The organism is Streptomyces sp. NPDC006207, assembly GCF_040613835.1.
Classification (GTDB): Bacteria; Actinomycetota; Actinomycetes; order Streptomycetales; family Streptomycetaceae; genus Actinacidiphila.
The window spans coordinates 20,231-33,612 of sequence record NZ_JBEXSX010000050.1 but is presented as its reverse complement, the minus strand read 5'-3'; the positions used below and the strand labels follow the sequence as shown (position 1 = coordinate 33,612).

General features: G+C 73.5%; 15 protein-coding genes. 13 read left to right on the top strand and 2 right to left on the bottom strand.

Annotated elements, in window-relative coordinates:
• The first annotated feature begins 30 nt into the window (after positions 1-30).
• From ABZ312_RS31815 to ABZ312_RS31770, 10 genes are all read left to right on the top strand, one after another.
• Complete coding sequence (locus ABZ312_RS31815; RefSeq protein ID WP_499509588.1) at positions 31-135, top strand: DUF6893 family small protein; 105 nt, start codon at positions 31-33, stop codon at positions 133-135.
• A gap of 155 nt (positions 136-290) precedes the next feature.
• The gene (locus ABZ312_RS31810) at positions 291-689 is read left to right on the top strand and encodes a hydrogenase maturation nickel metallochaperone HypA/HybF (protein ID WP_499509589.1); all 399 of its coding nucleotides are present in this window, start codon (positions 291-293) and stop codon (positions 687-689) included.
• 5 nt (positions 690-694) lie between these two features.
• The gene (hypB, locus tag ABZ312_RS31805) at positions 695-1,492 is read left to right on the top strand and encodes a hydrogenase nickel incorporation protein HypB (protein ID WP_500324050.1); all 798 of its coding nucleotides are present in this window, start codon (positions 695-697) and stop codon (positions 1,490-1,492) included.
• Positions 1,492-3,885, top strand: a complete 2,394-nt coding sequence (hypF, locus tag ABZ312_RS31800; RefSeq protein ID WP_500439261.1) for a carbamoyltransferase HypF — start codon at positions 1,492-1,494, stop codon at positions 3,883-3,885. The genes hypB and hypF overlap by 1 nt, the downstream gene beginning before the upstream one ends.
• On the top strand, positions 3,885-4,181 hold the full coding sequence (locus tag ABZ312_RS31795; protein ID WP_500324048.1) for a HypC/HybG/HupF family hydrogenase formation chaperone: 297 nt from the start codon (positions 3,885-3,887) through the stop codon (positions 4,179-4,181). Before hypF ends, ABZ312_RS31795 begins: the two co-directional genes overlap by 1 nt.
• Positions 4,178-5,302: a hydrogenase formation protein HypD gene (hypD, locus tag ABZ312_RS31790; protein ID WP_500324047.1), complete on the top strand. Its 1,125-nt coding sequence runs from the start codon at positions 4,178-4,180 to the stop codon at positions 5,300-5,302. The genes ABZ312_RS31795 and hypD overlap by 4 nt, the downstream gene beginning before the upstream one ends.
• A gap of 1 nt (position 5,303) precedes the next feature.
• On the top strand, positions 5,304-6,371 hold the full coding sequence (gene hypE, locus ABZ312_RS31785) for a hydrogenase expression/formation protein HypE (RefSeq protein ID WP_500324245.1): 1,068 nt from the start codon (positions 5,304-5,306) through the stop codon (positions 6,369-6,371).
• A 97-nt stretch (positions 6,372-6,468) separates the two neighbouring features.
• Entirely contained in the window at positions 6,469-7,011 is a 543-nt protein-coding gene (locus ABZ312_RS31780) for a low affinity iron permease family protein (protein ID WP_500439260.1), read from the top strand.
• A gap of 105 nt (positions 7,012-7,116) precedes the next feature.
• Entirely contained in the window at positions 7,117-7,554 is a 438-nt protein-coding gene (locus tag ABZ312_RS31775; protein WP_499509594.1) for a sortase, read from the top strand.
• Positions 7,555-7,795: 241 nt separating this feature from the next.
• Positions 7,796-8,257, top strand: coding sequence for a DUF5709 domain-containing protein (locus ABZ312_RS31770; RefSeq protein WP_499509595.1), 462 nt, complete (start codon positions 7,796-7,798; stop codon positions 8,255-8,257).
• 54 nt (positions 8,258-8,311) lie between these two features.
• Here ABZ312_RS31770 and ABZ312_RS31765 read toward each other — a convergent pair whose 3' ends face one another.
• Positions 8,312-9,886, bottom strand: a complete 1,575-nt coding sequence (locus ABZ312_RS31765) for a DHA2 family efflux MFS transporter permease subunit (protein WP_500324045.1) — start codon at positions 9,884-9,886, stop codon at positions 8,312-8,314.
• Positions 9,887-10,025: 139 nt separating this feature from the next.
• Between ABZ312_RS31765 and ABZ312_RS31760 the strand changes: the two genes are divergently transcribed.
• Complete coding sequence (locus tag ABZ312_RS31760) at positions 10,026-10,604, top strand: dihydrofolate reductase family protein (RefSeq protein ID WP_500324044.1); 579 nt, start codon at positions 10,026-10,028, stop codon at positions 10,602-10,604.
• A gap of 59 nt (positions 10,605-10,663) precedes the next feature.
• Positions 10,664-11,692 carry an MsnO8 family LLM class oxidoreductase gene (locus ABZ312_RS31755; RefSeq protein WP_500439259.1) on the top strand — a complete coding sequence of 343 codons (1,029 nt, stop codon included), beginning with the start codon at positions 10,664-10,666 and terminating at the stop codon, positions 11,690-11,692.
• A gap of 206 nt (positions 11,693-11,898) precedes the next feature.
• Here ABZ312_RS31755 and ABZ312_RS31750 read toward each other — a convergent pair whose 3' ends face one another.
• A complete protein-coding gene (locus ABZ312_RS31750; protein ID WP_499509599.1) occupies positions 11,899-12,096 on the bottom strand; it encodes a hypothetical protein in 198 nt (65 codons plus the stop codon).
• 142 nt (positions 12,097-12,238) lie between these two features.
• On the opposite strand from ABZ312_RS31750, the gene ABZ312_RS31745 reads away from it, so the two are divergent.
• Positions 12,239-13,381: a glutathione-independent formaldehyde dehydrogenase gene (locus ABZ312_RS31745; RefSeq protein WP_500324042.1), complete on the top strand. Its 1,143-nt coding sequence runs from the start codon at positions 12,239-12,241 to the stop codon at positions 13,379-13,381.
• Position 13,382 lies beyond the last annotated feature (1 nt).

Sequence of the window (13,382 nt, the reverse complement as noted above, 5' to 3'; positions counted from 1 at the left end):
CCGGCAACGAGCAGAAAGGAGCACCCCGCCATGTGGAAGATCGCCCTGAGCGCGGTGGGCGCGGCCGTGGCCGCCCTCGCCTTGTCCCGCGTCCTGCCCGACGTGAAGCGCTACCTGCACATCCGGTCCATGTGAGGCCGAACGGGTAGGCCGTCGCCGCCCCGGCGGCGTGGCGGGCCGGGTGCCCCGGGCGCCGGGCCTTCAATGAGCCGCGTCAGCCGCCGGCACCGCCCACCGGGCGCGCCGGCAGCCGGGGCCCGGCCGGCACCCGCACACCGGAGAAGAGACCGATGCACGAGATGTCCATCGCAGTGGCGGTGGTGGAGCAGGTCGAGGAGGCCGCCGCCCGGCTCGCGGACGGTACGGGGGCGGCGCCCTCCGCGGAGTCCGTCCACCTGGAGGTCGGCGAACTCGCCGGTGTCGTGGCGGACGCCCTCGCCTTCAGCTTCGACCTCGCCTGCACCGGCACCGTACTGGAGGGCGCGGCCCTCACCACCGAGACCGTCCCCGGCCGGGCCCGCTGTGCGCGCTGCGCGCGGGACTGGCCCACCGGCATGCCCCCGCGGCTGACCTGTCCCGGCTGTGACAGCGCGGCGACGGAGCTGCTGTCCGGCCGTGAACTGCGGATCACCGAGGTGCGGTGGGCCGCGCAGCGCCGGCCGGCCGCCACACTCCCCGAGGAGCGCTGAGGACCATGTGCAAAGTGACCGATCTGCAGCAGTCCGTGCTCGCCAGGAACGACCGTGGCGCACAGGATCTGCGCCGGGAACTGGCCGCACGCGGAACCGTCATGGTGAACCTGCTGTCGAGCCCGGGCAGCGGCAAGACGGCGCTGCTGGAGTCGGAACTGGGGCTGGCCCGGTTGCGGGGGGTGCCGGTGGCGGCGCTCACCGCCGACCTGGCCACCGAGAACGACGCGACCCGGCTGGCCCGCTCAGGTGCCCCGGTGCGGCAGGTGCTCACCGACGGGCTGTGCCACCTGGAGTCGGCGATGGTGCGGTCGCAGGTGGACTCCTGGCTGCCGGAGGGCACCCACCTGCTGTTCGTGGAGAACGTCGGCAACCTCGTCTGCCCCGCCTCGTACGACCTCGGCGAGTCACTGCGCGTGGTGCTGGCATCGGTCACCGAGGGCGAGGACAAGCCGCTGAAGTACCCGACGGCCTTCGGCCTGGCGCATCTGGTGATCGTGACGAAGCACGACATCGCCGAGGCGGCCGGCTTCGACGAGGCGGCCTTCCTGGCGGCCGTCGCCCAGGTCAACCCGGGCGTGGAGGTGGTCGTCACGTCCACGCGGGACGGCGACGGCGCGGGCGTGCTGCTGGAGCGGGCGCTGGCCGTGCACGCGGGGGCCGCGGTGCACCGTCCGGTGATGGCGCGCACCGCCGTGGAGAACGGCCACGCGCACGGGCACACCCATGCGCACGAGCACCCGCACGAGCACCCGCACCAGGACGCCGCCGGGCACACCCACTCCGTGGGCCACACGCACTGATGCCGGGTCAGCCGGGGCCCGCGGCCCGGACCGCGCAGCGCCGCAGGGTGCTGGTCCGGGGGGTCGTGCAGGGAGTGGGCTTCCGGCCGTTCGTGTTCGGTCTGGCCCGTGAGCTGGGGCTCGCGGGCCACGTCGGCAACACCGGCGACGGGGTGGTCGCCGAGGTCGAGGGCGCCCCCGGCGCGGTGGCGTCCTTCTGCACACGGATCGGCTCCGAAGCGCCGCCGCTGGCGGTGGTGGAGTCGGTCTCCCATCATCTGCTCCCCCTCGCGGGCGGCACGGACTTCACCATCAGCCCCTCGCGCCCCGGCGACGCGGCCTCCCGCACCCTGGTCTCCCCCGACACCGCCACCTGCGAGGCGTGCCTGGCCGAGCTGCGCGACCCCGCGGACCGCCGCCACCGGCACCCGTTCATCACCTGCACGCACTGCGGGCCGCGCTTCACGATCGTCACCGGCCTGCCGTACGACCGGCCCAACACCACGATGGCCCGGTTCCCGATGTGCGCGACGTGCCGGGCCGAGTACGAGGACCCCGCCGACCGCCGCTTCCACGCCCAGCCCGTCTCCTGCCACGACTGCGGTCCCCGGCTGCGGCTGGTCCTGCCCGGCACGAAGGGCGCGGACGGCACGGACGGCACGACATGGCAGGGCGAACCGCTCGCGGAGGCACGGCGGCTGCTGGCGGCGGGCGCGGTCGTCGCGGTGAAGGGCCTGGGCGGCTACCACCTGGCCTGCGACGCGGGCAACGAGGAGAGCGTACGGCTGCTGCGGGCCCGCAAGGACCGCGGCGACAAGCCGTTCGCCCTGATGGCGCGGGACGTCGCGGACGTGAAGCGGCTGGCCCAGGTCGGCCCGGCGGAGCGGGAGTTGCTGATCGGCGCGCGTCGGCCGATCGTCCTGCTGCGGCGGCGCGCGGGGGTGCGCAGGGTCGCGGAGGCCGTGGCGCCGCGGGTCGCCGACCTCGGGGTCATGCTGCCGTACACGCCGGTCCACCATCTGCTGCTGGGGCTGCCGGGCGATCCCCCGGGGCCCCGGCTGCTGGTGATGACCAGCGGCAACCTGGGCGGGGAGCCCATCGTCACCGACGACGAGCAGGCGCTGGAACGGCTGGCGGGCCTGGCCGACGCATGGCTGACGCACGACCGGCCCATCCATGTGCCGTGCGACGACTCGGTGGTGCGGATCTGCGACGGCGAGGAACTGCCCGTACGCCGCTCGCGCGGTTACGCGCCCTTCCCGGTGCCCCTGCCCGTGCAGGTGGCACCGGCGCTCGCCGTGGGCGGCGACCTGAAGAACACCTTTTGCGTGGGCGAGGGACGGCACGCCTGGCTGTCGGCCCACGTCGGCGACATGGACGACCTGGCGACGCTGACCGCCTTCACGGCCGCCGAACGCCAGTTGGAGGAGATCACCGGGGTCAGGCCCGTGCTGCTCGCCGCGGACCGGCACCCCGGTTACCGCTCGGTGGGCTGGGCCCGGCGCTCCGCGGGCGAGCGGCCGCTGCGGCTGGTGCAGCACCACCACGCGCACGTCGCGGCGGCGATGGCCGAGGCAGGGCTGGACGGGACACGTCCGGTGATCGGCGTCGCCTTCGACGGGACGGGCCACGGCGACGACGGCGCGGTGTGGGGCGGTGAGTTCCTGCTCGCCGACTACGACGGCTTCCGTCGCCCCGCGCACCTGGCGTACGTGCCGCTGCCCGGCGGGGACGCGGCGGTGCGCCGCCCCTACCGGATGGCGCTGGCGCATCTGCGGGCGGCCGGTCTGCCCTGGGCGCCGGAACTGCCCTGCACGGCCGCCTGCCCGGAGGACGAACGATCGGTGCTGGCCGCCCAGTTGGAACGGGGGCTGCACTGCGTCCCGACCTCCAGCATGGGCCGGCTCTTCGACGCCGTCGCCTCGCTGGCCGGGGTGTGCCACGAGGCGGGGTACGAAGCGCAGGCCGCCGTCGAACTGGAGGCCGCGGCGGTGGCGGCGGGCCGACTGCCCACAGAGGGCTACGCCTTCACCCTGCGCATCGGCGCCGGCGCCGACGGAGCGACCGCCTGCGACCCCGGCCCGGTGCTGGCGGCCGTCGTCGCCGACCTGCACGCGGGCGTGCCCGCCGGGGTGGTCGCCGGGCGCTTCCACCGGGCGGTGGCCGACCTGGTGCGCCGGGTGTGCGCGGCCGTTCGGGAGGCGGAGGGCACCACGACCGTGGCGCTCAGCGGCGGCGTCTTCGCCAACGCCCTGCTGTCCTCCGCGTGCGCGCGGGACCTGCGCGAGGACGGGTTCACGGTGCTGCGCCACCGGCTCGTCCCGCCCAACGACGGAGGCCTGGCGCTCGGCCAGTTGGTCGTCGCCGCCCGCGGCGGCCCCACGAACCCCCACCCACAGCGAGGAGACAGCTGATGTGCCTGGCGGTACCCGGCAAGGTGCTGGAGATCGAGGAACGGGACGGCACCAAGATGGCGACCGTCGACTTCGGCGGCGTGGTGAAGGACGTGTGCCTGGAGTACCTGCCCGACCTCCAGGTCGGCGAGTACGCCATCGTCCACGTCGGCTTCGCGTTGCAGCGGCTCGACGAGGAGTCGGCGCGGCAGACGCTCGCCCTCTTCGGGAACCTCGGGCTGCTGGAGGAGGAGTTCGGCGACCCCTGGCAGCAGGCGGCCGCCGAGGCGGGAACGACGGCGGAGGCGGAGCGGTGAAGTACATCGACGAGTTCCAGGACCCGGAGCTGGCGCGGAGGCTGCTGGACGACATCCACGCGACCGTGACCAGGCCCTGGGCGCTGATGGAGGTGTGCGGCGGCCAGACCCACACCATCATCCGGCACGGCATCGACCAGCTCCTGCCGAAGGAGGTGGAGCTCATCCACGGCCCCGGCTGCCCGGTCTGCGTGACCCCGCTGGAGGTCATCGACAAGGCACTGGAGATCGCCTCCCGCCCCGGGGTGATCTTCTGCTCCTTCGGCGACATGCTGCGCGTCCCCGGCACCGGGCGCGACCTCTTCGGCGTCCGCGGCGAGGGCGGTGACGTGCGCGTCGTCTACTCCCCGCTGGACGCCCTGCGGATCGCCCGGGAGAACCCCGACCGCGAGGTCGTCTTCTTCGGCATCGGGTTCGAGACCACCGCCCCGCCCAACGCGATGACGGTGTACCAGGCCCGGAAACTCGGCATCGCCAACTTCAGCCTGCTGGTGTCCCACGTGCGCGTCCCCCCGGCGATCGAGGCGATCATGCGCTCGTCGGACTGCCGCGTGCAGGGGTTCCTGGCGGCCGGTCATGTGTGCAGCGTGATGGGGACGGAGGAGTACCCGGAGCTGGCGGACGGGTTCGGTGTGCCGATCGTCGTCACCGGCTTCGAACCGCTGGACATCCTGGAGGGCGTACGCCGGGCGGTGCACCAGCTGGAGCGCGGCGAGTACCGGGTGGAGAACGCCTACCCGCGCGCCGTGCGCCCGGAGGGCAACCCCGCGGCGAAGGCGATGCTCGCGGACGTCTTCGAGGTCACCGACCGCGCCTGGCGCGGCATCGGGGTCATCCCCGACAGCGGGTGGCGGCTGTCGGAGCGGTACCGCGAGTACGACGCCGAGCACCGGTTCTCCGTCACGGGCATCACCACGCGGGAGCCGGCCGCCTGCCGCAGCGGCGAGGTCCTGCAGGGCCTGATCAAGCCGCACGAGTGCGAGGCGTTCGGCGGTGCCTGCACGCCCCGCACGCCTCTGGGCGCCACGATGGTCTCCAGCGAGGGGGCCTGCGCCGCGTACTACCTCTACCGCCGGCTCGGCGGGACCAGCGCACCCCTGGAGGCGAGCCCCGTTGGCTGACATCGCAGAGACCCTCGCCGCCCCGGACTTCTCCGGCTGGACCTGCCCGGCGCCGCTGCGCGACCAGCCACGGGTGGTGATGGGCCACGGCGGCGGGGGCGCGCTGTCCGCGGAACTCGTCCGGTACGTCTTCGCCCCCGCCTTCGGCGGCGAGGTGCTGGCCGGGCTCGCCGACTCCGCGGCCGTGACGCTGGGCGGGGCCCGGCTGGCGTTCTCCACCGACTCCTACGTGGTGCGGCCGCTGTTCTTCCCCGGCGGCAGCATCGGCGACCTCGCCGTCAACGGCACGGTCAACGACCTGGCGATGAGCGGGGCCAGGGCCGCCTACCTCTCCTGCGGCTTCATCCTGGAGGAGGGGGTGGAGATGCCGCTGGTGGCGCGGGTCGCCGAGGCGCTCGGCGCGGCCGCGCGCACCGCCGGGGTGGAGGTCGTCACCGGCGACACCAAGGTCGTCGAAGCCGGCCACGGCGACGGGCTGTACATCAACACCGCGGGCATCGGTCTGATCCCCGACGGTGTCGACATCCGTCCGCAGCGCGCGGCGCCGGGCGACGTGGTCATCGTCAGCGGGGAGATCGGGGCGCACGGCGTCGCCGTGATGAGCGTGCGCGAGGGCCTGGAGTTCGGGGTCGAGATCGAGAGCGACACGGCGGCGCTCGGCGGGCTCGTCGAGGCCGTGCTGCGCGTCACGACGGACGTGCACGTGCTGCGCGACCCCACGCGTGGCGGTCTGGCGGCGGCCCTCAACGAGATCGCGGCCGCCTCGGGTGTCGGTGTCGTCCTGCAGGAGCGGGCGGTGCCCGTGCCACCCGCGGTGGCCAACGCCTGCGCGGTGCTGGGCCTGGACCCGATGTACGTCGCCAACGAGGGCAGGCTCGTCGCCTTCGTGCCCCGCGCGGTGGCCGAGGAGGTGCTGGCCGCGATGCGCGCGCATCCGCTCGGCGCGGACGCGGCGGTCATCGGGGAGTGCGTGGCGGACCACGCGGGCATGGTCGTCGCCCGTACGGGCCTGGGCGGGACGCGGGTGGTGGACCTGCCGCTGGGCGAGCAGTTGCCGCGCATCTGCTGACCGCGGACCGGATCCGGCCGGTCCGCGGACGCGGGCCGGCCGGGCACGTCGCGCGCACCGCACCGCCCATCGTCGACGAGCCCCCGGGGAGGACGGCGTGGCATTCCGGCATCCGGCCGAGCGGGCCGACGAGGACGGCGGACGGGGCCGGTTCGAGCGGCTCGCCGAGGCGACGTCCAACTTCACGGCGTCGCCGCTCTTCTACTGCCTCTGCCTGCTCCTGGTGGCCGGCTTCCTCGTCGTCCACGCCCTCGGGCTGCCCTTGAAGTGGCAGCTGTTCGCCGCGGATCTGATGACGGCGGTCACGCTGCTGCTGCTCGCCCTGCTCAAGAACGCCGAACGCCGCGCCGAGCACGCCGTCCAGCGCAAGCTGGACGCGATCGCCGCCGCGCTGCTGGAGCAGGGCGGCAGCTCCCACGAGGCACGGGACGCGCTGCGTGAGGTGATCGGCCTCCACGAGGAAGCATGCCCCACCTATTTTCTGATGCTCCGTCAATCTTGTTCCGGCAGCGTATCCCTGTCGGTCCGTCACCTGATTGCGGGTAAGGCAGCCCACTTTCGCAGGCGATCGTCCGCAGGGGGCGTGACCTGCGGTGACGTGGCGAGCCGGGGCCGGGCGGGGACGCGTTCGGCGCCGTGAGCACCGCTTTCGGGTGGCAGGCCCCACACGGTGCTGTTTTGCTCCGCGTGGAGCGGACACCCTGGGACCGCTCCTCTCCCTGCCCGTTCGACCTGGAGCTGCCTCATGCCTACAACACGCGTTCTTGGCGGTGTCGCCATGGCCGCGGCCGTCATCGGTCTCACCGTTCCCACCGCCTCCGCCTCCGCCCCTGCCTCCGACTTCCCCAATGCATGGGTCACCCCCTACTACGCCGTCCCCGGAATGCGGCTGATGGTCACCACCACGGCCTGCGGCCGTGACGCCAACTACTCCAAGGGCCAGTCCGAAGCCGGCGGCCAGGTCAACCTGCTGCCCCTGGGCAGGGGCGGCGGCCTGCTGGCCGGCAGCTTCCGGGTGCCGAAGCACACCCGGCCGGGCTGGTACACCGTGACGCTGCGGTGCCCGCCGCGCGTCCAGACCACCGCCTCCTTCCGGGTGGTCAGGGGCTTCGCGCACGGGTTCTCCGGCCGCGACTGCGACGACGACTTCGGTCCCGTCGGCCGGCGGTCCGCCCGACGCTGACCCCCGGTGCCCGGGTCCTCGGACCGCTGCCCCGGCCGCCGCTCAGGATGACGGTGGCGCGGCCGGGGCAGCGGGGGCACGGGACAGCGGGTGAAGGTCCGGGGAACGCTCCCGCACCGACCTTTTTCACGCTTCCGGGTGGCGATCGGCGTCCGGACGGAAGAGTGTGGAGGGAAAGAGGGGGCGCGCGGCCCGCGAGGCGGCGCCGAGGCGGTGGCGGCGCGTGAGCGAGGAGACGGACATGCGAGAGAACGAGATGGGTGACGAGGTCTACCAGCCCGACGGGTCAGAGGTACAGGACGACGCCGGGCTGCTGGAGCCCGAGGACACCCTGGACTACCACGGTGTCGACCAGATACTCGACGAGGGCTACTCACCGCCGGAGCGGCCCTGGGCGGTGAACAAGCCCGCCATCACCGCGGCGGGCCGCCTGCGGGGCGAGACGCTCGACGAACGCCTGGCCGAGGAGCTCCCGGACCTGCCGGTCCCCGACGGGGACGGCATCGGGGACGCGTGGGACACCGACGGGGAGCTGATCGACGGCGAGGTCGGGGGCCCGCGCGCCGGGCGTCTGGTCGCCCCCGACGAGGGCGCGCACTACGAGACCGAGGGCATGGTCGCCCAGGACATCGGCATCGACGGGGCGGCCGCCTCCGCCGAAGAGGCCGCGATGCATCTCGTACCGGAGTCCGAGGAGTACTGACCCCCCCTGACCCGGTCGCGCCGGGACCCGGTGGCGCGGACCCGGTCGCGCGGGTCACCCGGCCGGGGGGCGGTCCTTGCGCATGTCCTGCCCGCCGCCGGTCACCGTCCCGCATGCGGACTCCTCGCCGCTCTGCAGGGGCGGAGCGCCGATGGCGCAGTAGTGCTTGCACGCCGGAGCCGGCTTGGCCGGCTCCTCGGGGGTCTCGCGGAGCACGTCGGAACGGATGCCGAACCAGGCGAGGAGCGAGCCCACCACGAGCATCCCGGCGCAGATCGTCACGGCGACCCGGAACCCGTGGCCGAAGGCCGCCGGGTCCTCGTAGTCGTCGCCGGAGAGCCCGGCCATGAGCGGCAGGGCGGCCACCGCGAGGAGGCCCGCCGCACGGGCCACGGCGTTGTTCACACCGGACGCGGTGCCCGCGAGCCGTACCTCGGCGGCGCCGAGGACGGTGGCGGTGAGCGGGGCGACCGTGGCCGCCAGGCCCAGGGCGAAGACGCACACCGCGGGCAGGACGTCGGCGACGTACGACGCCTCCGCGCCGATCCGCAGCATCAGCAGCAGGCCGACGGCGGAGACCGCCGGCCCGACCGTCATGGGGATCCGCGGCCCGATGCGCTCGGCGAGCCGGCCCGCGCGCTCGGACAGCGCCAGCATGATGACGGTGATGGGCAGCAGCGCCGTCCCGGAGGCCAGGGGGGAGTACCCGGCCTCGGTCTGCAGCTCGAGCACCAGGAAGAAGAACAGGCCGCCGAGCGCCGCGTAGACCGCGAAGGTGACCAGGTTCGCGGCGGTGAACTGGCGATTCGAGAAGAGCCTCGGCGGCAGCATCGGGTGCGGGCTGCGCCGCTCGGTCACCACGAACCCGGCGAACGCGGCCAGGCCCGCCACGCCGGAGACGCAGACGGCGGCGATGTCCGGGTGGCTTCCGCCCGCGGAGATCAGGGCGTAGGTGACCCCGGCGAGGCCGACCGCACCGAGCACCGCGCCCGCGACGTCGAAGCCGCCGGTGACGCTCTCGTCGCGGCTCTCCGGGACGTGCCGGGAGGCGACCGCGATGACCAGGACGGCCAGCGGGAGGTTGATGAAGAACACCCAGCGCCAGCTGACGGCGTCGACCAGCCAGCCGCCGAGCAGCGGCCCCAGCGCCCCCGCGATGCCGCCCAGGCCCGACCACACGCCGATCGCGCGGGCCCGGTCCTGGGACGCGAAGGACGCCTGGATCAGGGCCAGCGACCCGGGGGTGAGCAGCGCCCCGCCGACACCCTGCAGGGCGCGGGCGGCGATCAGCACCTCGATGCTGGGGGCGATGCCGCACAGCAGGGAGGCCAGCGCGAACCACACCGTACCGATCATAAAGACCTTGCGCCGCCCGAAGCGGTCGCCGAGCGAGCCGCCCAGCAGGATGAGCGCGGCGAGGGTCAGCGTGTAGGCGTTGATCGTCCACTGGAGACCGGCGAGCGTGGCGCCGAGCTCCTTGCCGATCGTCGGGAGCGCGACGTTGACGACGGTGCCGTCGAGGAGGGTCATGCCCGAGCCCAGGACCACCGCCGCGAGGACCCATCGCCCGCTCGCCCCGCCCAGCGTCAGCGTCCCGGCCCGGTCCGTCGCGCCCGCGGCTTCCGTCATCCCAGCCTCCGCCATCCCCCGCCGTCCCCCGCGGGTCGTCACCGAATCTACTCCGGGGGCCGGGGTATCGCGTGGCGGTGGGATCCCTCCACGGACTACCTTGGCGCCGGTCGACGATCATCGCGTACCAGGGGGCAGCATGCGCAGGCTGACGTATTTCGTGGCGTCCACGATCGACGGGTTCGTGGCCGGGCCGGAGGGCGAGTACGACTTCCTCGCGGCCGTGGGCGACCACATGGAGACGGTCCTCGCCGAGTACCCGGAGACCCTGCCGGCGCAGGCCCGCGGCCCGCTGGGCATCGCCGACGCGCCGAACCGGCGGTTCGACACGGTGCTGATGGGCCGGGCCACGTACGAGGTGGGGCTGCCCTTCGGGCTGACCAGTCCCTATCCGCACCTGCGGCAGTACGTGGTGTCCGGGAGCATGACGGCGAGCCCGGACCCCGCGGTGGAGCTGGTCTCCGGTGACCCGCTGGAGTTCGTGCGCGGGCTGAAGCGGCGGGACGGGGCTGGCATCTGGCTGTGCGGGGGCGGCCGGCTGGCGGCCTCGCTGCGCCCGGAGATCGACGAGCTGGTCGTCAAGCTCAACCCCGTGGTCGCGGGCGCCGGCGTCCCGCTGTTCGCGGGCGGTTTCGCCCCGCAGGCGTACGACGTGACCGAGGTGCGGACGCACAAGAGCGGCGTGCTGATGGTGACGTACGCCCGCCGGGAGGACTGAGCGGCGTCCGGGGCGCCGCCACCCGGGAATCCCGCGTCGCGGTGGGCGTTGCACCAAAGGTGATCGCACCGCAGCTCCCCCCGATTCCGTTCTCGATCCTCGACCGATCCCCCGTCCGCGAGGGCGCCGAGCCCGCGCAGGCGTTGCGGGACACGGTGTGGCTGGCGCGGCACGCCGAGGAACTGGGCTACCGGCGCTTCTGGGTGTCGGAGCACCACGGGGTGCCGGGGGTGGCGGGATCCTCGCCGGCGGTGCTGGCCGCGGCGGTCGCCGCAGCCACGTCCCGGATCCGGGTGGGCACGGGCGGGGTCATGCTGCCCAACCACCGGCCGCTGGTGGTGGCGGAGCAGTTCGGGGTGCTGGAGTCGCTGTTCCCCGGGCGGATCGACATGGGGCTGGGGCGGTCGGTGGGCTTCACGGACGGAGTGCGCCGGGCGTTGGGGCGCGATGCCCAGGCCGCCGGGGACTTCGAGGAACTGCTGACGGAGCTGCTCGGCTACTTCACCGGCACGGCTGGCCCCGGCGCGGTGCACGCGCGGCCGCCGGAGGGGATGCGCGTCCCGGCGTTCGTACTGGCCACCGGCGCGGGAGCGGCCACGGCGGCGGCCTTCGGGCTCCCCCTGGTGATCGCCGCGGTGCGGGGCGAGGAGCGCATGCGGGAGGCGATCGAGGGCTACCGCGCGGCGTTCCGGCCCTCGGCGGGGGCGGCGCGGCCGTACGTCGTGGTGTCGACGACCGTGTCCGTCGCGGAGACGACGGAGGCCGCGCGGCGGCTTCTGGTGTCGGAGGCCTGGTCGCTGGCGCACTCGCGTACGCAGGGCGAATTCCCGCCGCTGGCGCCGCCGGACGAGGTGCTGGCCAGGCACATGACGGCGCGCGAGCGCGACGTGTTCGAGGGGACGCTGTCGGGGGGCGTCCACGGCACCGAGGCCGAGGTGACGGCCGCGCTGTCGGGCCTGGTCGGACGCACCGGGACGGACGAGGTGCTGGTCACCACGGCCGGCTACGACCGGTCGGCACTGCTGGACTCGCACCGCCGACTGGCGCGGCTCGCGGGGCTGGGCACACAGGCCGTGGCGGCGCGCTGACCGGTGGCGGGAAGGTGCCTGCGGTGATCGCCGCCGTCACGGCGGCCGAGGGAAGCACCCGCGCCCCCAACTCGGCCACCACAAACCGGTCATGGTCCGCGAGGACGCCGACCTCGGTGGCCCGCTGGGCGAGTTGCCGTTACCGGCTGGGTAACTCGTCGCCCTGCGACGGCTGCCGAAGCGGCGTCACGGGCACGGGAGGGACGTCAGGCGGTGGGGCCCTCGTACACGTCGTCGTTGCGGCCCTCTGCGAACTCCCACCACGACAGCGGCAGCCAGTCGCCGTCCACGAAGGCGTCGACGGCCGAGCCCCGTCCGCTGATGGCCACGCGCGTGCCCACCGGGTACACCGTGCCGGACAGGCCGGGCACGGGGACGAGCAGCGTTCCTGAGCGGTGGGCCATTCTTCCCGCCTTTCCTCGCGGTCAATCACAAATCGCCATATTCCACGTGAAGAATAGCTGGCTTGTCTCGCACTGCCCAAGGGGGCAGCATGAGAAATAGGTCACGTAAGCCGCGAATCAGACACCAATCGGAGGTGTCCACGTGAAGGCCGTCGTCTACAAAGGACCGTTCGAAGTAGCCGTCGAGGAAGTCGACAATCCACGCCTGCAGCACCCCAACGACGTGATCGTCAGGGTGACGTCGACCGCGATCTGCGGCTCCGACCTGCACATGTACGAGGGCCGGACCGCCGCGGAGCCCGGCATCGTGTTCGGCCACGAGAACCTGGGCATCATCGACCAGGTCGGCGAGGGTGTCACCACCCTCAAGCAGGGCGACCGCGTGGTCATGCCCTTCAACGTCGCCTGCGGATTCTGCAAGAACTGCTCGGCGGGTTTCACCGGCTACTGCCTGACGGTCAATCCGGGGTTCGCCGGAGGCGCTTACGGCTATGTGGCCATGGGCCCCTGGCCGGGCGGTCAGGCGGAATACGTGCGCGTACCGTACGCGGACTTCAACTGTCTGAAACTGCCGGACGGCACCGCCAACGAGTCCGACTTCGTGCTCCTCGCCGACATCTTCCCGACCGGGTACCACGGCTGTGAGCTCGCCCAGGTCTCCCCCGGCGAGAGCGTCTCGGTGTATGGCGGTGGCCCGGTTGGGCTGATGGCCGCGTACTCGGCGATGCTGCGCGGGGCGGCCAAGGTGTTCGTCGTGGACCGCGTGCCGGAACGGCTGCAGAAGGCCGAGGAGATCGGCGCGGTCCCGATCGACTTCACCAAGGGCAGTCCGGTGGACCAGATCAAGGAGCACACCCAGGGCGAGGGCACCGACAAGGGCGTCGACGCGGTCGGCTACCAGGCCCAGGCCGGCGGCGCGGGCCGCGAGGAGCCCGCGGCGGTGCTGAACTCCCTGATCGACACCGTGCGCCCCACCGGTGCCCTGGGCATCCCGGGCCTGTACGTGCCGTCCGACCCCGGCGGCCCGGACGAGCAGGCCAAGAGCGGCCGGCTGCTGGTCGCCATCGGCCGGCTCTTCGAGAAGGGCCTGCGGCTGGGCACCGGGCAGTGCAACGTCAAGCGCTACAACCGGCAGCTGCGCGACATGATCATCGAGGGCCGCGCCCGTCCGAGCTTCGTGGTCTCCCACGAGTTGCCCCTGACGGACGCGCCGTCGGCCTACGAGAAGTTCGACAAGCGGATCGAGGGCTACACCAAGGTCGTCCTCCACCCGGGTCAGGGCTGAT

Bases quoted from the DNA above. Each gene is read 5' to 3' on its own strand.
- ABZ312_RS31795 (WP_500324048.1), top strand. From the start codon at position 3,885: ATGTGCCTGGCGGTACCCGGCAAGGTGCTGGAGATCGAGGAACGGGAC.
- ABZ312_RS31760 (WP_500324044.1), top strand. From the start codon at position 10,026: ATGCGCAGGCTGACGTATTTCGTGGCGTCCACGATCGACGGGTTCGTG.
- ABZ312_RS31750 (WP_499509599.1), bottom strand. From the start codon at position 12,096: ATGGCCCACCGCTCAGGAACGCTGCTCGTCCCCGTGCCCGGCCTGTCC.
- ABZ312_RS31770 (WP_499509595.1), top strand. From the start codon at position 7,796: ATGCGAGAGAACGAGATGGGTGACGAGGTCTACCAGCCCGACGGGTCA.
- ABZ312_RS31815 (WP_499509588.1), top strand. From the start codon at position 31: ATGTGGAAGATCGCCCTGAGCGCGGTGGGCGCGGCCGTGGCCGCCCTC.
- hypB (WP_500324050.1), top strand. From the start codon at position 695: ATGTGCAAAGTGACCGATCTGCAGCAGTCCGTGCTCGCCAGGAACGAC.
- ABZ312_RS31765 (WP_500324045.1), bottom strand. From the start codon at position 9,886: ATGACGGAAGCCGCGGGCGCGACGGACCGGGCCGGGACGCTGACGCTG.
- ABZ312_RS31775 (WP_499509594.1), top strand. From the start codon at position 7,117: ATGCCTACAACACGCGTTCTTGGCGGTGTCGCCATGGCCGCGGCCGTC.
- ABZ312_RS31810 (WP_499509589.1), top strand. From the start codon at position 291: ATGCACGAGATGTCCATCGCAGTGGCGGTGGTGGAGCAGGTCGAGGAG.
- hypF (WP_500439261.1), top strand. From the start codon at position 1,492: ATGCCGGGTCAGCCGGGGCCCGCGGCCCGGACCGCGCAGCGCCGCAGG.